Below are 17,014 nucleotides of genomic sequence, written 5' to 3'. Positions count from 1 at the left end.
CCTCGGTCAAGCCATGCGCAGGAACAACCGGCGCGTCAGGTCGAACGCAACGAGATTGCCGGCCAGCACGAGCAGCAGCCCGATCACCGCGAGCGGCGACCACTGGTAGCCCTCGAAGACCGTCGACACGGCCAGCGCGACGATCGGGAACAGCACCGTGCAGTACGCCGCGCGCTCCGGCCCGATCCGCCCGACGAGCGTCAGGTACGCGGTGAACCCGATCACCGAGCCCGGCACGGCCAGATAGACGAGCGCGCCGAGATAACGCGGGCTCGGGTCGATCATGAACCGCAGCCCGGCCACCGCACTGCCGACCGTCAGGATCGCCGCGCCGATCAGCATCGCCCAGCCGTTGGTCGCGAGCGGATGCAGCCCCATCGATTGCATCCGGCTCGACAGCAGGTTGCCGGCCGAGAAGCACATCGTGCCCGCGAACGCGATCGCGAGGCCCGTCCAGGTCGCGTGATCGTCGAGGTGGCCGGCCATCTGCTGCCAGAACAGGCAGGCGATGCCGGTCAGCCCGAGCAGCGCGCCGGCAATCGCGGACGGCCGCAGCGGGCGGCCCATGAACAGCCGGCCGTTGATCGAATTCAAGAGCGGCGCGGTCGAGAAGATCACCGCGACGAGGCCGCTCGGCACGACCTGCTCCGAGTAGTAGAAGCACAGGAAATTCAGGCAGAACAACGCGAAGCCCTGCGCGACGAGGTAGCGCCACGCCTCGCGCGGCGGACGCACCGGCCGGCGCATCACGCGCAGCAGCGCGAACAGCACGGCGGCCGCGAGCCAGAAGCGCCACGCGATCGACACGGGCGGCGGCACGGCGCCGAGCTGCCATTTGATCGCGATCCAGGTGGTGCCCCAGATCAGCACGGTGACGAAATAAAGCGACAGGTTCATGGCGGCAACGAAGCGAAACGAGTGAAACGGACTCAGACTGTGCCGCCGCCCCGCCCGCGCGGATTGTCCGGAATTGCGGTCTTTTTCGGGCGGCCGCACGGCGCGTCGCGCGCGCGCTTATACTCGTCGCACCATGAGTCCGCCCCTGTACGCCCCGCCCGCCGATCACGCCGCCGCCCTTGCCGGCGGTGCGATGCCGTTCGGCCTGCAGTCGGTGTGCCGCACGCTCGCCGAGGCGAACGCGACGCTCGAGCGCTTCACGTGGCTCGGCGATCATCTCGCGATCGCCGAATGGACGCGCATCACCGACGAAAGCGAGACGATCTACGAACAACCGGGCCACCACACGCTGTCGTGCTATCTCGACGGCGGCTACCGGACGGAGCGCGAACGCGTGCCGCGCTACGGCGCGCCGAGCCTGCTGTGCGCGCTGCCGGGTGACCATGAATCGCGCTGGTGGGTGCGCGGCGAGATGCACTTCATCCACCTGTACTTCCTGCCCGAGCACTTCACGCAGCGCGCGATCCGCGAACTCGATCGCGAGCCGCGCGAGCTGAAGCTCGCCGACCGCACCTATTTCGAGGATGCGCGCGTCGCGGCGCAGTTCCGTTCGCTCGCGCTGGAGCGCTGGGACGATGCCGACGGGCGGCTGCGCGTGAACGAGGCCGCGCACGACGTATTGAGCCTGCTGCTGCGCGGCCAGAGCACGACGCGCACCGACGTGCCGTTCCGCGGCGGACTCGCGCCGGCCGTGCGCCGCCGCGTGCGCGACTACATCGACAGCTACCTGTCGCAGCCGCTGACGCTCGGCGAGCTGGCGGAGGTCGCCGCGCTGTCCGAATACCATTTCTCGCGAATGTTCCGGCTGTCGTTCGGCCGCGCGCCGCACGCGTGGGTGGCCGAGCAGCGGCTCGCGCGGGCGCGCCTGCTGCTGCGCACGACGGCGCTGCCGCTCGCGCAGGTCGCGGCCGAATGCGGCTACGCGAACGCCGGCCACTTCAGCCATCGCTTTCGCGACGCGCACGGCACGACGCCGAACGCGTACCGGCGCGCGATGCAGGGCGGCTGAGCCCCGCGCGCACCTTCAACGTGCCGGCTGGCGCAGCGCGCACCCGGCACGCATCACCGTCTCCCTGCTTACGCGCCCCGCTGCGACAATTCCTGCTCGAGCGCGGCCACGCCGGCCGGCAGGTCCACCGGCACCTTCAGGTCCATCATCGTGCGGCCGAACGCGTGCAGCGTGCGGAACAGGTTGTGTTCGCGGCACTGTTCGCCCATCTGCCCGATCCGCACGATCGGCAGCCCGAACGAGCCCGAGATCTCGACCTGGTACTGCTTCGAGATATGGCCGCACACCATCCCGGGCGTCAGCCCTTCGGGCGTCTCGATCCCGACCACCGAGTTGAGCCGGCAGTCCTTCGGCGCATAGAGCGCGAGCCCCATCGCCTCGACGCCCGCCTGCAACGCGAGCGAGCAGCGCAGGTGGCGCGCGAAGCGGCTTTCGAGCGTCTCCGCGCAGACGAGCCGCAGCGCCTCGTGCAGCGCGAGCACGCCCGACACCGGCGCCGTGTAGTGGTAGCCCGCGTTGTGCCAGAAGTTCTCCGCGAGCGCCATATCGAGGCACCAGTGCGCATTCGGTTCCGGACGCTGCTTCATCCGGTCCCACGCGGCGTCCGAGAACGCGATCAGCGATACGCCGGGAATCGACGACAGCCCCTTCTGGCCGCCCGTGATCACCGCATCGATGCCCCACGCGTCCATCTCGAGCGGCATCGTCGACAACGTGCACACCGCGTCGACGACGACCAGCGCGCCGGCCGCCTTCGCGAGCGCCGCGATGTCGCGCAGCTCGCGGTTCCACACGGTGTTCGACGTCTCGCCCTGCACGATCGTGACGATCTCGGGCCGCTCGCGCGCGATCGCGTCCGCGATCTCGTCGAGGCTCGCGACCGAGCGGTCGGCCACTTCAAGCGTGGCGACGTCGGCGCCGACGCGCGTGGCCATCTCGGCCATCCGCGCGCTGAAGAAGCCGTTGCGGATCGACAGCACGCGCGTGCCGCGCCACGCGAGGTTCGAGATCGCCATTTCCATCGCGGCGGAACCGGGGCCGGCGACGCCGAGCACCCACTTCGTGCGGGTCTGGAATACGTAGCGCGCCATCTCCTTCACCTGCTCGATGATCTTCGCCATCGTCGCGCCGAGGTGGTTGATCACGATCGTGTTCGCCTTCGCGACGGCGGCCGGGATCGGGACCGGGCCGGCCCCCATCATCAGCAGCGGTTCTTCGGGCAGGATCGCGTCGAGCGGCACGACGACGGGACAGGGAATCGGCGAGTAATCGATGGACATGGCTGGCAAAAGAGGAACGGAGAAAACGCTCGGACGTCGTTCGCCGCACGGCACGGCGAACTGATCGATCATTCCGCGTTCCGCGCCCGTGCGCAAGAGGCACGCGCGCCCGGACAGCGTGACGCTGGCCCGGTCGACGGACCGGGCCAGCCGGCCGCGCCCGCGTCGCACGACCGGGTTTCGTATTGCCGCGGCATTGCCGGCCGCATGCGAAACGGTTCCAACGGACGGTCGATGCCCGCGATTTTCTCCGGCAATATTGAGATGCGCATCCTGACGCCCGAGTTCAGCATGCCGCATGCATCTACCGGAATACCGGTCACCACGATAAAAATCGCGCGACTGGCATCGGCACACGAAAACCAGACCGGCACAAAAACATCCACTATCGCAGCATCTATTGGTGAGCGATTTCACCCATTACCGCACGACGTCGCATCCAGACCGAATCAATATATTGATTTATATGAGTAATATTAAAATACAAGGCGGACCTTCCGAATACACGCCGGACTAACCCAGGCGCATGCCAGCGCCGCCGATGCGTTAAATCGATACCCGCGATTTCGATTTTACGCAAGCCGCCCCTTTTCTCAGGTTGACGATATCGCTTCCGTAATGAACAATCGTCTGCAGAATCGAAAACCGATTTTTCGAGACGAACGAGACCCGGGGGTTGCGCGACGGTTTTCCAGGTCGTTTGACGAAAAATCCCAACCAAAATCAATCAACCGGGCCAGAAATTCGCGAGCCATGAACCAGATTCAGACCATGCGTGTGTTCGTCTGCGTCGCCGAGCAGCAGAGCTTCCGGCGCGCGGCGCACCATCTAGGCGTGTCCAACGCGCTCGTCACGCGCTCGATCGCGATGCTCGAGTCTCACCTGAACACGCGGTTGATCCACCGCACCACGCGCAACCTGTCGCTGACCGAGGCCGGCCTGCGCTACCTCGACGGCTGCCGTGCGCTGCTCGAGGAATTCGACCATCTCGAGGCATCCGTCGCGCACGCCGTGCGCGAGCCGGCCGGCACGCTGCGCGTCGTCGCGTCGGGCCTGCTGTCGCCGCTCGCGCTGACGCCGCTCGTCAGCAGTTTCCGGCACCGCTACCCCGAACTGCGCGTGCAGCTCACCGTCGCCGAGGGGCCGCTCGACGTGCTCGATTCGGGCTACGACGTCGGCATCGTGACCGGCAACCGGCTCGACGGCAACCCGACGCTGATCGGCCACGCGCTCACGCCGAACCCGTTCGTCGCCTGCGCGGCGCCCGCCTATCTCGAACGGCGCGGCGAGCCGCGCGCACCCGACGACCTGCCGGGCCACGACTGGGTCGCGCTCGCGCCGCACCAGCATGCGCCCGCGTGGCGGCTGGTCGGCCACGACGGCGTCACGCATTCGGTCACGGTGCGCCCGACCTGCACGGTCAACCAGCTGGCGCTCGTGCACGCTGCAACCGTCGCCGGGTCCGGCATCGCGGTACTGCCCGAGCCGAGCGTCGCCGACGCACTCGCCACCGGCACGCTGGTGCGGCTGTTGCCCGCTTACCGGATCGACGACCCGGACGCGCAGCTGTCGCTCGTCTACCCGAACCGCCAGTACGTGCCGGCCCGCACGCGCAGCTTCGTCGAGCATGCGCTCGAGCATTTCGGCGCGCAGGCGGCCCGCGAGCGGACCGGCTACGGCTTCCTGCACACGCCCGATCGCGCCGAGATCGTCGCGGGCCGGCAGACGGGCCTGCAGTAAACTGCACGCGACAGCCATCGGAGGTGCAGCGTGCGCGTGATCCTGTTCAGCAGCCGGCAGTACGACGACGAATCGTTCACCGCCGCCAATCGGTCATTCGGTTATCGGCTGCACTTCCAGCCGTCGCACCTCGACGCGGAAACCGCGATCCTCGCGCACGGCTATGAGGTCGTCTGCCCGTTCGTCAACGACACCGTCGACGCGGCCGTGCTCGAACGGCTCGCCGACGGCGGCACGCGCCTGATCGCGCTGCGCTCGGCCGGCTTCAACCATGTCGACCTGGCGGCCGCCGAGCGGCTCGGCATCGCGGTCGTGCGGGTGCCCGCATATTCGCCGCATGCGGTCGCCGAACACGCGGTCGCGCTGATCCTCGCGCTCAACCGCCGGCTGCCGCGCGCGGTCGCACGCACGCGCGAAGGCGACTTCTCGCTGAACGGCCTGCTCGGCTTCGACCTGCACGGCAAGACCGTCGGCGTGATCGGCACGGGCCTGATCGGCCGCGTGTTCGCGAAGATCATGATGGGCTTCGGGATGCATGTGCTCGCACACTCGATGCCGCCGTACGACGAGGAGCTGATCGCGTACGGCGCGCGCTACGTCGAGCTGGACGAACTGCTGCACCATGCCGACATCATCAGCCTGCACTGCCCGCTGCTGCCGTCGACGCACCATCTGATCAACGCGCAGACGCTCGCGCGGATGAAGCACGGTGCGATGCTGATCAATACCGGCCGCGGCGGCCTGGTCGATGCGCCGGCGCTGATCGACGCGCTCAAGAGCGGCCAGCTCGGCCATCTCGGGCTCGATGTCTACGAGGAGGAAAGCGGCCTCTTCTTCGAAGATCACTCCGACCTGCCGCTGCAGGACGACGTGCTCGCGCGCCTGCTGACGTTCCCGAACGTGATCGTCACGTCGCACCAGGCGTTCTTCACGCGCGAGGCGCTCGCCGAGATCGCGCACACGACGCTGCTGAACATCGAGGCGTGGCACGCCGGCACGCCGACCAACGTCGTCACGACGGGGCGCTGAGGCGCGTCGTTCCGCACGGCGGTGGCGCAGCGCCTGAGCGCACGCGATCCATCAACGATTCGTCAATTTATTTCGACTGATGTAACGCTGCGCGCGCGGCGTCTGCTATCGTTGCGCCGACCTCCCCCTGCTTCTGCCGCTCATGCGTTTCGACGACTCCGCCATTGCCGCGGTCTACCGCGCCATCTTCGAACGGCGCGACATGCGCCACTTCACGTCGGCACCCGTCGATCCGGCCACGCTCGCGCGGCTGCTGCGCGCCGCGCACCACGCGCCGAGCGTCGGCTTCATGCAGCCGTGGCGCTTCATCCGCATCACCGATCCCGCGCTGCGCACCGCGATCCATGCGCTGGTCGAGGCCGAGCGCCGCGCAACCGCCGACGCGCTCGGCGAGCGGCAGGACGAATTCATGCGGCTGAAGGTCGAAGGCGTGCGCGAATGCGGCGAACTGCTGGTCGTCGCGCTGACCGACGACCGCGAGCGCCACGTGTTCGGCCGCCGCACGCTGCCGGAGATGGACCTCGCGTCCGCCGCCTGCGCGATCCAGAACATGTGGCTCGCCGCGCGCGCCGAAGGGCTCGGGATGGGCTGGGTGTCGCTGTTCGATGTCGACGCGCTGCGCACGTTGCTCGGCATGCCGGCCGGCGCGAAGCCGATCGCCGTGCTGTGCGTCGGGCACGTCGACGCGTTTTATGCGAAGCCGATGCTCGAGGAAGAGCGGTGGGCCGCGCGGATGCCGATCGAGGCGTGCCTGTTCGAAAACGGCTGGGATGCGTCGGCGGCCGGGGTCGCCGATGGCAACGCAGCATCCGGCGCGACCGGCGGATCATCGCCGTCGCCGTCGCCTGAGCTTGCCGCACCTGACGACCGCTCCGGCTCGACACCCACCGGCGCCCTGTCCGACCGCTGACGGGATGCACGAGGCGCGGAACGGCCGCTTCGCCGGTCTTGCTCCGACCCGATATTACGCCTCCCCTCGCTCTCGCCCTCGCCCTCGCCCTCGCTCTCGCCCTCGCTCTCGCCCTTGCCTTGCCACCGAGCGCCGAGCGCCGAGCGCCGAGCACTGAGCACTGAGCACTGAGCACTGAGCACAGCCAAATCCCACACTTTGGGCGCATCTTGGCCGTCACCCGTCGCACGCCGGCAACAACCATTTTGACCCCGAGCATAGGGGTTTTCACTGAAGTAGAATCGCGGCTGATATCTCCTCGCCCCGCCCCTTCCGCGCATGCCGCGCCGATCTCGGGCCGCGGCCTTTTCCGTAGCCCACCGCGATGCCATTACCTCTTTTCGCCCTTGCCGTCGCCGCATTTGGAATCGGTACCACCGAGTTCGTGATCATGGGGCTGCTGCCCAACGTCGCCCGCGACCTCGGCGTATCGATCCCGGCCGCCGGGATGCTCGTGTCGGGCTACGCGCTCGGCGTGACGATCGGCGCGCCAATCCTCGCGATCGTCACCGCGAAGATGCCGCGCAAGCGCGCGCTGATGGGCCTGATCGGGCTGTTCATCGCGGGCAACCTGTTCTGCGCGATCGCGCCCGGCTATGCGGTGCTGATGGCCGCGCGGGTCGTCACGGCGTTCTGCCACGGCGCGTTCTTCGGGATCGGCTCGGTGGTCGCGAGCAACCTCGTCGCGCCGAACCGCCGCGCGCAGGCGATCGCGCTGATGTTCACCGGCCTCACGCTCGCGAACGTGCTCGGCGTGCCGCTCGGCACCGCGCTCGGCCAGGCGTACGGCTGGCGCGCGACGTTCTGGGCCGTCACCGGCATCGGCATCGCCGCGGCCGCCGCGCTCGCGGTATGCCTGCCGAAGCACCTCGCGATGCCCGACACCAGCATCACGCGCGAATTCAGCGTGCTGAAGCACCCGCAGGTGCTGATGGTGCTCGGCATCAGCGTGCTCGCGTCGGCGAGCCTGTTCAGCGTGTTCACGTACATCACGCCGATCCTCGAGGACGTGACGGGCTTCTCGCCGCGCCAGGTCACCTACGTGCTGCTGCTGTTCGGTCTCGGCCTGACCGTCGGCGGCACGCTCGGCGGCAAGCTCGCCGACTGGCGCGGGATGCCGTCGCTGATCGCGACGCTCGCGCTGATCGGCATCGTCCTCGCGCTGTTCGCGGGCACGATGCACCTGCCGTTCGCGGCACTCGCGACGATCTTCGTCTGGGGCATCCTCGCGTTCGCGATCGTGCCGCCGCTGCAGATCCTGATCGTCGATCGCGCGAGCGACGCGCCGAACCTCGCGTCGACGCTGAACCAGGGCGCGTTCAACCTCGGCAACGCGACGGGCGCGTGGCTCGGCGGGATGGCGATCGGATCCGGCGTGTCGCTCGTGAACCTGCCGTGGGTCGGTGCGGCGATGGCGGTCGCCGCACTCGCGCTCACGCTGTGGTCGGCGTCGCTCGAACGCCGCCCCGTGAGCGGGCCGACCGGATACGTATGACGCGCGCGCGGCGGCGACGCGCGGCGGCACGGCGCGCGTCCGCGCCCGCGCGCCGCCGCGATCGTTGCGCACGCAACCCCATTCGATCCTGACGGCCTTCATGGACCTTTCAGGGGCCACGGTGTAGCATCGCGGCCGATGAAAGCCATTCTCAATCGTGATTTCCTCGCGCTGATCCTCAGCGTCGCGGTGGTCGGTCTCGGCACCGGCGCCACGATGCCGCTCACCGCGCTCGCCTTGACCGAAGCCGGACACGGCACCAACGTCGTCGGCATGCTGACGGCCGCGCAGGCCCTGGGCGGTCTCGCGATCGTCCCGTTCGTCACCGCACTCGCACGGCGCATCGGCGCGCGCCGCGCGATCGTCGTGTCGGTCGTGCTGCTCGCCGCGGCCACCGCGCTGATGCAGTTCACGTCGAACCTGATCGTGTGGGGTGCGCTGCGCGTGCTGTGCGGCGCGGCGCTGATGCTGCTGTTCACGATCGGCGAGGCATGGGTCAACCAGCTCGCCGACGACTCGACACGCGGCCGCGTGGTCGCGATCTACGCGACCAATTTCACGCTGTTCCAGATGACGGGCCCGGTGCTCGTCAGCCAGATCGCCGGCGCGACGCGCATCCGCTTCGCGCTGTGCGGCGCGCTGTTCCTGCTCGCGCTGCCGGCGCTCGCGACGATCCGGCGCGCGCCGCTCGCCGGCGACGACGCACATCACGCAGCGCACGACAGCTGGTTCGCCGTACTGCCGCGCATGCCCGCGCTGATCATCGGCACGGGCTTCTTCGCGCTGTTCGATACGCTCGCGCTGTCGCTGCTGCCGCTCTATGCGATGGATCACGGCGTTGCGAGCGCGACCGCCGTGCTGCTCGCGTCGATCATGCTGTTCGGCGACACCGCGATGCAGTTCCCGATCGGCTGGCTCGCGGACAAGCTCGGCCGCGAACGCGTGCACCTCGGCGCCGGCTGGATCGTGCTCGCAGGCCTGCCGCTGCTGCCGTTCGTGATCGCGAACCCGTGGCTATGCTGGCCGCTGCTGTTCGTGCTGGGCGCGGCGGCCGGCAGCATCTACACGCTGTCGCTCGTCGCGTGCGGCGAACGCTTTCGCGGCGCGGCGCTCGTCACCGCGAGCTCGCTCGTGTCGGCGTCGTGGAGCGCCGCGAGCTTCGGCGGTCCGCTGGTCGCCGGCGCGTTGATGGAGCAACTCGGCAGCAATGCACTGATCGGCGTGCTGGTCGTGTGCGTCGCCGCATTCGTCGCGGCAGCGCTGTGGGAACGACGCGCCGCGTTGCAGCGCGCGGTCTGACGGGCGCACACGCGCCACACCCCGCCGACAAAACGAAAACGGCCCACTTAATGCGGGCCGCCCTGTCCTTCCGGACTACGCGCTACGTGTCGCGCCGCGATCCGTCACGCGCCCCGCGCGGGAAAGATCTTGCCGGCACAGGTGCCGAAGCCGACGCGATAACCATCGCCCTGGCACCACCCGGCGAGCGTGAGCTCGTCGCCGTCCTCGATGAACGCGCGGCTGCCGCCGCCGTTCAGCGCGAGCGGCTCCTTGCCGTTCCACGTCAGTTCGAGCAGGCTGCCGAACGAATCCTTCGTCGGCCCGCTGATCGTGCCCGAACCCATCAGGTCGCCCACGCGCGTGTTGCAGCCCGCGACCGTGTGATGCGCGAGCTGCTGCGCCATCGTCCAGTACATGTGCCTGAAGTTGGTGCGGCAGATCGACGTCGCTTCGGCCGCACCTTCGGCGCGCAGCGTCACTTCGAGCGCGATGTCGAATGCATGCTCGCCCGCGTGCCGCAGATACGCGAGCGGCTGCGGCGACTGTTCGGGCTGCGCGACGCGAAACGGTTCGAGCGCATCGAGCGTGACGATCCAGGGCGAGATCGTCGTCGCGAAGCCCTTCGAGTTGAACGGGCCGAGCGGCACGTATTCCCACTGCTGGATGTCGCGCGCGCTCCAGTCGTTCAGCAGCACCATCCCGAAGATATGCGCTTCGGCATCCTCGCACGCGATCGGCTCGCCGAGCGCATTGCCGCGGCCGACGATGAAGCCCGTCTCCAGTTCGATGTCGAGCTTGCGGCACGCGCCGAACACCGGACGCTCCTGGTCGGGCAGCTTCAGCTGCCCGTTCGGGCGCCGCACCGGCGTGCCGCTCACGACCACCGACGACGCACGGCCGTTGTAGCCGATCGGCATCTCCGACCAGTTCGGCAGCAGCGCATTCTTCGGATCGCGAAACATCGAGCCGACGTTGGTCGCATGCTCCTTCGACGAATAGAAATCGGTGTAGCCGGGAATGTCGACCGGCAGGTGCAGCGTCGCATCGCGCTGCGCGACGAGCGCTTGCGCGCGCAATGCGGCGTCATCGCGCAGTCGCGCGTCGTCGCGCGAAAACAGCGTCGACAGCTGCACACGCACGCTGCGCCACGCATCGCGGCCGAGCGCGATGAACGCATTGAGCGTCGGCGCGGCGAACACGTCGGCGCCGGCCGGCAGCGTCACGAGGCCCGCACGCGCGAGCGCGGCGAGGTCGACGATCTGGTCGCCGAGCGCGACGCCCGCGCGGCGCGCCGGTTGCTTCGCATCGCTGAAGATCCCGAACGGCAGGTTCTGGATCGGGAAATCGCAGGCGGGATCGTTCGCCGTCTCGACCCAGCTCTTGCGAGCCGGGTCGAGCGTCGCGCGCCAGTCTTGGGTATCGCTCATCGTTGCTCCGGATTGAAGTGTTTCCTGATGCCTTGCCAGCATTCGAAGTAGTCGGCCTGCAGCTGCGCGGTGTCGAGCGCATAGCGCGTCGGCCGGATCAGCGTGCGGGTTTCGAACATGAACGCCATCGTCGCGTCGACCTTGTGCGGCTTCGTCGTGTCGCTCGCCGACGCCTTCTCGAACGTGTCCGCGTCCGGCCCGTGGCCCGACATGCAGTTGTGCAGGCTCGCGCCACCCGGCACGAAGCCTTCGGCCTTCGCGTCGTACGCGCCGTGCACGAGCCCCATGAACTCGCTCGCGACGTTGCGGTGGAACCAGGGCGGGCGGAACGTATCCTCGGCCGCGAGCCAGCGCGGCGGGAAGATCACGAAGTCGATCGTGTCGACGCCCGGCGTGTCGCTGGGCGACTGCAGCACGAGAAAGATCGACGGATCGGGATGGTCGAAGCTGATCGAGCCGATCGTATTGAACAGGCGCAGGTCGTATTTGTACGGCGCGTAGTTGCCGTGCCACGCGACGACGTCGAACGGCGAATGGCCGATGTCCGCGCGCCACAGGCGCCCGTTCAGCTTCGCGACCAGCTCGAACGCGCCCTCGCGATCCTCGTACGCGGCCTGCGGCGTGAGGAAATCGCGCGGGTTCGCGAGTCCGTTCGAACCGATGGGGCCGAGGTCCGGCAGGCGCAGCAGCGCGCCGAAGTTCTCGCAGATGTAGCCGCGCGCATCGCCGTCCGGCAGCGCGACGGAAAAACGCACGCCGCGCGGAATCACCGCGATCTCGAACGGCTCGACGTCGAGCCGGCCGAATTCGGTCGCGATGAAGAGCCGCCCCTGCTGCGGCACGATCAGCAGCTCGCCGTCGGCGCTGTAGAAAAAGCGGTCCTGCATCGAGCGGTTCGCCGCGTACAGGTGGATCGCACAGCCGTTCATCGCGGCCGCCGAGCCGTTGCCGGCCATCGTCACGAGCCCTTCGACGAAATCGGTCGGCTCGACCGGCATCGGCAGCGGATCCCAGCGCAGCTGGTTCGGCGGCGTCGGCGGCACGTCGGCCGAATCGCCGAATTCCGACACGAGCCGCTGCGGGCCCGTGAACGGCTCGAACGGCCGGTGCACGGCCGCCGGCCGGATCCGGTACAGCCACGAGCGGCGGTTGTGGCTGCGCGGTGCGGTAAACGCGGTGCCCGACAGCTGCTCCGCATACAGCCCGTACGGCGCGCGCTGCGGCGAGTTGCGGCCGTGCGGCAGCGCGCCGGGCAGCGCCTCGGTCGCGAATTCGTTCGCGAATCCGCTCAGGTAGCCGGCGGTCGCCGGTTTCGACAGGTCAAGCGTCATCGTTTCCTTTCTCCATCAATTCAAGGCGGCGTTCGGCGCCTGCGCCCCGCTGCGCCGCGTGACGCCGGCCAGGCCCAGCACGAACAGCGCCGAGCACAGCACGGGCACCGCGGCTGCATGGAACAGCGCGCCGTTGGTCCAGTTGAGCGCAATCAGTTGTCCGCCGACGAGCGGCCCGAGCACCGAGCCGATCCGGCCGATGCCGAGGCTCCAGCCAATGCCGGTCGAGCGCAGCGACGTCGGGTAATACTGGCCCGCGAGCGCGTTCACGGCCGGCTGCCCGCCGACCACGCAGAACCCGCCGGCGAACACGACGAGCAGCAGCCACGGCAGCGCATGCGCGACCGAGCCGATCAGCCCCACCGACACGGCCGCGCATGCGAAGCACGCGAACAGCACGCGCACGAAGCCGTAGCGTTCGATGAACCAGCCGAGCGACAGCGTGCCGATCACGCCGCCCGTCTGCAGCACCGTGCCGACGATCACCGCCGTGCCCGGCGAATAGCCCGCGTCGCGCATCACCGTCGGCAGCCAGTTCGACAGGAAGTACAGGTCGATCAGGTTCATGAAGCTGATTGCCCACAGCAGCAGCGTGACCGGCAGGCGGCCATGACGGAACAGCTCGGCGACCGGCGCGCCGCTCGCCGCGCGCTCGCGCACGACGAGGCGCGTGGTCGCGTCGATGCCGGCCTGCGGCGCGAAGCGCGCGAGCCAGGCGCGTGCCTGCGCGTCGCGCCCTTTCAGCACCAGGAACTGCAGCGATTCGGGCAGCCGCGCGAACATCGCGAGCGTCAGCACCAGCGGCACCGCGCCGCCGACGAAGAACACCGAGCGCCAGCCGAGCGCCGGAATCAGCGCGGCGCTGATGAAGCCGCCGAGCGCGGCGCCGAGCGTGAAGCCGCACGACACGATCATCATCCGCTTCACGCGATGGGCGGCCGGGCTGAACTCGCCGACCAGCGCCATCGCGTTCGGCATGATGCAGCCGAGGCCGAGGCCCGTGACGAAGCGCAGCGCCATCAGCACCGGGATCGAACCCGCGAACGGCGTCGCGAGCATCGTCACCGCGAAGAACAGCGTCGAGCCGATCAGCACCGGGCGCCGCCCGATCCGGTCGGCCAGCACCGACAACCCGAGCGCGCCGAGCAGCATCCCGAACAGGCTCGCGCTGAACACGGGCCCGAGCGCCTGCTTCGGCACGCCCCATTCGGCGATCACGCTCGGCGCGACATACCCCATCGCCTGCGCATCGAAGCCGTCGATCACGAGACACAGCCCGCACAACACGAGCAGCATCCAGTGAAAGCCCGGGCGATGCGTGTCGTCGATCACGCGCTCGACTTCGAGCACGCGCGCGTCGGCCGGCGCCGCGCTCATTGCGCCGCCTCGGCGGCCGGATGCACGGGCGGCGTCACGCCCTGGCGCGCGAGCGCCATCGCTTCGCGCAGCACGTCGGCGTCGCCGATCTGGTTCGCGAGCAGCAGGATCAGCTTCGCGTTGACGAGCTGGCTGTCGGCGTCCGACAGGTCGCGATGCATGTCGATCAGCGCTTCGTAGAACGCGTCCGGATCGGCCAGGCGCGGGCGGGTGTCGAGTCGGGGCATGACGGGTGTCTCCGGTATCGTTGTCGTAGTCAATGCGCGGTTGCGCGTGCGCAGGTCGCGCGCGCCAGTGCGTCGGCGATCGCCTGGCGCTCGAGCGTGCGCATCCGTGCACAGACGTGCTGGTCGGGACGCAGCAGGTAGAACGTGCCGGGCTTCGCGTCGTAGCGTTGCGCGACGAAACCGTCGACGTCCTCCACGACGTCGACGCCGGCCACCGGTTGCGCATGCCCGGCCGGCACGACCAGCACCGGCCGCACCGGCAGCGCGAGGCCGTCGAGCGCCTGCGCGAGCGCGGCGGCGTCGCCCGGCAGCCCGAACAGCATGCCCGCGAAGCCGTCGCCCAGATGCCGCAGCAGCCAGCCGGACGCACCCTGCGCGCGCACCGGCGCATCGGCCGCCGCCGCGCCCGGCCGCATCGCGCACGCGAACGCGTCGCCGTTGCGGTCCGGCGTGTTCAGCGGCGAATCGGTCAGCACGGCAGGCACCGACAGGCGGCCGCTGTTCACGAGCTTGCGCGCGAATTCGCAGTCGCGCGCTAGCTTCAGCGTCGCGTCGCGGAACACGCGCGACACCGCGCTCTTCGGCGTGATGAAATCGGTCGAGCGCGTCGAATTGCGGATGTTCTCGTCGGCCGCGAACTCGCGCTCGCTCGCGTAGGTGTCGAGCAGGCGGTCGTGCGCGCGGCCGTCGAGCACGAGCTTCAGCTTCCACGCGAGGTTGTCCGCGTCCTGCACGCCGCTGTTCGCGCCGCGCGCACCGAACGGCGACACGCCGTGCGCGGAATCGCCCGCGAACAGCACGCGGCCATGACGGAACGTGTCCATCCGCTGGCAGCGGAACGTATAGACGCTCACCCATTCGAGCTCGAACTCGACGTCCGGCCCGAGCAGCGCGCGCACGCGCGGGATCACGCGTTCCGGCTGCTTCTCGGCGACCGGATCGGCGTCCCAGCCGAGCTGGAAGTCGATGCGCCACACGTTGTCGGGCTGGCGGTGCAGCAGCACCGACTGGTTGCGATGGAACGGCGGATCGAACCAGAACCAGCGTTCGGTCGGGAATTCCGCCTTCATCTTCACGTCGGCGATCAGGAAGCGGTCCTTGAACGTGCGGCCGCGGCTCTCGAGGCCCATCGCCGCGCGCATCGGGCTGCGCGAGCCGTCGGCCGCGATCACGTATTGCGCGCGCAGCGTCTCGATCCCTTCCGGCGTCTCGACGGTGAGCGTCGCGTGTTCCGCCGATTGCGCGACACCCGTCACCTTGTGCTTCCAGCGAATGTCGAGGTTGGGCAGCGCGAACGCGCGCTCGGCCAGATAGCCTTCGACGTAGTACTGCTGCAGGTTGATGAACGCGGGACGCGCGTGGCCTTCCTCCGGCAGCAGGTCGAACGCATACAGCTGTTCGTCCTGCAGGAACACCTTGCCTACATGCCAGCTCACGCCCTTGTCGACGAAGCGCTCGCCGCAGCCGAGCCGGTCGAAGATCTCGAGCGTGCGCTTCGCGAAGCAGATCGCGCGCGAGCCCGTCGACAGCGTGTCGTCGTCGTCGAGCAGCACGACCGGCACACCCTGCTGCGCCAGGTCGATCGCGGCCGACAGGCCCACCGGGCCCGCGCCGACGACGATCACCGGGTGGAGGGTCGCGTCATCGCCGGCGGCGCGCGTCGCGCGCGGCCGGTAGTCGAACTTCAGCGTCTGGTAATCGATGCTCATGGTCGCCATCCGCTCCTCAACCCTGCCGTGCGCATGCCGGCGCGCGCAGCGTCGTTCCGCTCAGGCCCGTTGCCCGCCGCCGCCGCGGCCCGCCCTGTTCCGTCCACTTCCTGTCAACCGCCACGTCTCGCTCCTTGCTTCCTGTTGATCCGATTCGGGAAACGGCACCGCTGCGGGCGCCCGAACGCCGCTTTTCTTGATCGGCGACACATTCTTGGATTTACGAATAGTAAAACCAATTACGAATAGTGAAATCAACGTAAACCCTAGCCGCCGGTTTCGGAACGGGATAACCATATGAGCGAAACGCCAAGCCGAGCCGGGCTCGCGCTGCTAATATCGAGAGATGAGGCGGCCCTTTCGGCCGCCATTTTTTCCTTCCCACGCCGATGATTCCGCCCAACATTCCCGAGCTGGTCGTCCGTGCCGGGCAACTGCCGTATCTGCGGGAACACCTTGCGCTCGCCGAGGGCGGCACCGCGTGCGCCAATCTGCCGGAGCGCACGCTCGCGAGCGCCTATGAACCGATCTACGACGTGACGATGCCCGGCGCGCCGCAGTCGACGTCGTTCGCGGACGCGATCGAGCGCTACGGCGACGAACTCGGCTTCCAGGCCGTCACGCTGGTCACGGGCACGCCGCACGACCCGGTCGATTCGGCCGTCGACGACCAGACGCTCGTCGCGATCGACCGGCTGTCGCGCGCGCTGCACGCGATCAACTTCTTCGGCGCGCAACGTCACGGGCTGCTGTTCCTGCGCGTGCATGAACGGCTGCTCAAGAGCGTGAAGTACGACCACGGCAAGCATTTCTCGTCGGTGCTGCAGCGCTTCGGGCTACCGACCGAGCGGATCGTGATCGAGCTGCCGGCCGTCGCGGTCGCGCACAAGACCTTCCTCGGCTATCTGACGCGCAGCTACCAGCATCACGGCTTCAAGGTCGCCGACAAGCTGCCCGACCCGGGCCGGATCCTCGCGGTCGAATCGGAGATGGCGCGGCCCGACTACATCAAGATGGATGCGGGCATCGCGCTGCGCGACGGGATGGTGAAGGCGCTGGTCGCGTATGCGCAGCGCGTGCGGATTCCGCTGATTTTCGACGGCGTCGTCGACGAGACGCAGTGCGAGCTGCTGCGCCAGCACGACGTGCGGTTCATGCAGGGGCCGGTGTTCGCGAAGGTCGTCACGGCCTGATTGGCGGTGT

General features: G+C 68.8%; 15 protein-coding genes. 8 read left to right on the top strand and 7 right to left on the bottom strand.

What is annotated here, in order from left to right; all coding sequences use genetic code 11:
• Positions 1-6 precede the first annotated feature (6 nt).
• The gene (locus DID99_RS17355) at positions 7-897 is read right to left on the bottom strand and encodes a DMT family transporter (protein ID WP_124667209.1); all 891 of its coding nucleotides are present in this window, start codon (positions 895-897) and stop codon (positions 7-9) included.
• Between the two features lie 133 nt (positions 898-1,030).
• Here DID99_RS17355 and DID99_RS17350 point away from each other — a divergent pair, with 133 nt between their 5' ends.
• Positions 1,031-1,966, top strand: coding sequence for an AraC family transcriptional regulator (locus tag DID99_RS17350; protein WP_124522823.1), 936 nt, complete (start codon positions 1,031-1,033; stop codon positions 1,964-1,966).
• Between the two features lie 68 nt (positions 1,967-2,034).
• On the opposite strand, the gene DID99_RS17345 is transcribed toward DID99_RS17350, so the two are convergent.
• A complete protein-coding gene (locus tag DID99_RS17345; protein WP_124571665.1) occupies positions 2,035-3,246 on the bottom strand; it encodes an alanine--glyoxylate aminotransferase family protein in 1,212 nt (403 codons plus the stop codon).
• A 234-nt stretch (positions 3,247-3,480) separates the two neighbouring features.
• On the opposite strand from DID99_RS17345, the gene DID99_RS37310 reads away from it, so the two are divergent.
• From DID99_RS37310 to DID99_RS17320, 6 genes are all read left to right on the top strand, one after another.
• On the top strand, positions 3,481-3,720 hold the full coding sequence (locus DID99_RS37310) for a hypothetical protein (RefSeq protein ID WP_185733787.1): 240 nt from the start codon (positions 3,481-3,483) through the stop codon (positions 3,718-3,720).
• A 279-nt stretch (positions 3,721-3,999) separates the two neighbouring features.
• Positions 4,000-4,986 carry a LysR family transcriptional regulator gene (locus DID99_RS17340; protein ID WP_124571663.1) on the top strand — a complete coding sequence of 329 codons (987 nt, stop codon included), beginning with the start codon at positions 4,000-4,002 and terminating at the stop codon, positions 4,984-4,986.
• A 30-nt stretch (positions 4,987-5,016) separates the two neighbouring features.
• A complete protein-coding gene (locus tag DID99_RS17335) occupies positions 5,017-6,015 on the top strand; it encodes a 2-hydroxyacid dehydrogenase (RefSeq protein ID WP_124522820.1) in 999 nt (332 codons plus the stop codon).
• A 142-nt stretch (positions 6,016-6,157) separates the two neighbouring features.
• Positions 6,158-6,925, top strand: coding sequence for a 5,6-dimethylbenzimidazole synthase (gene bluB / locus DID99_RS17330; protein ID WP_124667208.1), 768 nt, complete (start codon positions 6,158-6,160; stop codon positions 6,923-6,925).
• A 364-nt stretch (positions 6,926-7,289) separates the two neighbouring features.
• Positions 7,290-8,459 (top strand): MFS transporter, encoded by a 1,170-nt coding sequence (locus DID99_RS17325; RefSeq protein ID WP_124667207.1) that lies wholly within the window; start codon positions 7,290-7,292, stop codon positions 8,457-8,459.
• Positions 8,460-8,597: 138 nt separating this feature from the next.
• A complete protein-coding gene (locus DID99_RS17320) occupies positions 8,598-9,758 on the top strand; it encodes an MFS transporter (protein ID WP_124571661.1) in 1,161 nt (386 codons plus the stop codon).
• 104 nt (positions 9,759-9,862) lie between these two features.
• On the opposite strand, the gene fahA is transcribed toward DID99_RS17320, so the two are convergent.
• Genes fahA through DID99_RS17295 form a run of 5 tightly spaced genes read right to left on the bottom strand, consistent with a single transcriptional unit; the run spans position 9,863 to position 15,820 of the window.
• A complete protein-coding gene (gene fahA / locus DID99_RS17315) occupies positions 9,863-11,167 on the bottom strand; it encodes a fumarylacetoacetase (RefSeq protein ID WP_124667206.1) in 1,305 nt (434 codons plus the stop codon).
• Complete coding sequence (gene hmgA / locus DID99_RS17310) at positions 11,164-12,498, bottom strand: homogentisate 1,2-dioxygenase (protein WP_044844108.1); 1,335 nt, start codon at positions 12,496-12,498, stop codon at positions 11,164-11,166. Before hmgA ends, fahA begins: the two co-directional genes overlap by 4 nt.
• Positions 12,499-12,513: 15 nt before the next feature.
• A complete protein-coding gene (locus DID99_RS17305) occupies positions 12,514-13,875 on the bottom strand; it encodes an MFS transporter (RefSeq protein WP_124571659.1) in 1,362 nt (453 codons plus the stop codon).
• Positions 13,872-14,102, bottom strand: coding sequence for a DUF2783 domain-containing protein (locus DID99_RS17300; protein ID WP_044844106.1), 231 nt, complete (start codon positions 14,100-14,102; stop codon positions 13,872-13,874). The genes DID99_RS17305 and DID99_RS17300 overlap by 4 nt, the downstream gene beginning before the upstream one ends.
• A gap of 29 nt (positions 14,103-14,131) precedes the next feature.
• Positions 14,132-15,820, bottom strand: a complete 1,689-nt coding sequence (locus DID99_RS17295; RefSeq protein WP_124571658.1) for an FAD-dependent oxidoreductase — start codon at positions 15,818-15,820, stop codon at positions 14,132-14,134.
• Between the two features lie 380 nt (positions 15,821-16,200).
• Here DID99_RS17295 and DID99_RS17285 point away from each other — a divergent pair, with 380 nt between their 5' ends.
• The gene (locus DID99_RS17285) at positions 16,201-17,004 is read left to right on the top strand and encodes an EAL domain-containing protein (RefSeq protein ID WP_044844104.1); all 804 of its coding nucleotides are present in this window, start codon (positions 16,201-16,203) and stop codon (positions 17,002-17,004) included.
• Positions 17,005-17,014 lie beyond the last annotated feature (10 nt).

The organism is Burkholderia sp. Bp8986, assembly GCF_003854225.1.
In the GTDB taxonomy this organism is placed as follows: domain Bacteria; phylum Pseudomonadota; class Gammaproteobacteria; order Burkholderiales; family Burkholderiaceae; genus Burkholderia.
The sequence above is the reverse complement of the archived record's forward strand: the minus strand, read 5'-3'. Positions and strand labels throughout refer to the sequence as shown.

What these genes read in the sequence shown, in the direction of transcription:
- DID99_RS17355 (WP_124667209.1), bottom strand. Translation starts at nt 897, where the DNA reads ATGAACCTGTCGCTTTATTTCGTCACCGTGCTGATCTGGGGCACCACC.
- DID99_RS17350 (WP_124522823.1), top strand. Translation starts at nt 1,031, where the DNA reads ATGAGTCCGCCCCTGTACGCCCCGCCCGCCGATCACGCCGCCGCCCTT.
- DID99_RS17345 (WP_124571665.1), bottom strand. Translation starts at nt 3,246, where the DNA reads ATGTCCATCGATTACTCGCCGATTCCCTGTCCCGTCGTCGTGCCGCTC.
- DID99_RS37310 (WP_185733787.1), top strand. Translation starts at nt 3,481, where the DNA reads ATGCCCGCGATTTTCTCCGGCAATATTGAGATGCGCATCCTGACGCCC.
- DID99_RS17340 (WP_124571663.1), top strand. Translation starts at nt 4,000, where the DNA reads ATGAACCAGATTCAGACCATGCGTGTGTTCGTCTGCGTCGCCGAGCAG.
- bluB (WP_124667208.1), top strand. Translation starts at nt 6,158, where the DNA reads ATGCGTTTCGACGACTCCGCCATTGCCGCGGTCTACCGCGCCATCTTC.
- DID99_RS17325 (WP_124667207.1), top strand. Translation starts at nt 7,290, where the DNA reads ATGCCATTACCTCTTTTCGCCCTTGCCGTCGCCGCATTTGGAATCGGT.
- DID99_RS17320 (WP_124571661.1), top strand. Translation starts at nt 8,598, where the DNA reads ATGAAAGCCATTCTCAATCGTGATTTCCTCGCGCTGATCCTCAGCGTC.
- fahA (WP_124667206.1), bottom strand. Translation starts at nt 11,167, where the DNA reads ATGAGCGATACCCAAGACTGGCGCGCGACGCTCGACCCGGCTCGCAAG.
- hmgA (WP_044844108.1), bottom strand. Translation starts at nt 12,498, where the DNA reads ATGACGCTTGACCTGTCGAAACCGGCGACCGCCGGCTACCTGAGCGGA.
- DID99_RS17305 (WP_124571659.1), bottom strand. Translation starts at nt 13,875, where the DNA reads ATGAGCGCGGCGCCGGCCGACGCGCGCGTGCTCGAAGTCGAGCGCGTG.
- DID99_RS17300 (WP_044844106.1), bottom strand. Translation starts at nt 14,102, where the DNA reads ATGCCCCGACTCGACACCCGCCCGCGCCTGGCCGATCCGGACGCGTTC.
- DID99_RS17295 (WP_124571658.1), bottom strand. Translation starts at nt 15,820, where the DNA reads ATGGCGACCATGAGCATCGATTACCAGACGCTGAAGTTCGACTACCGG.
- DID99_RS17285 (WP_044844104.1), top strand. Translation starts at nt 16,201, where the DNA reads ATGATTCCGCCCAACATTCCCGAGCTGGTCGTCCGTGCCGGGCAACTG.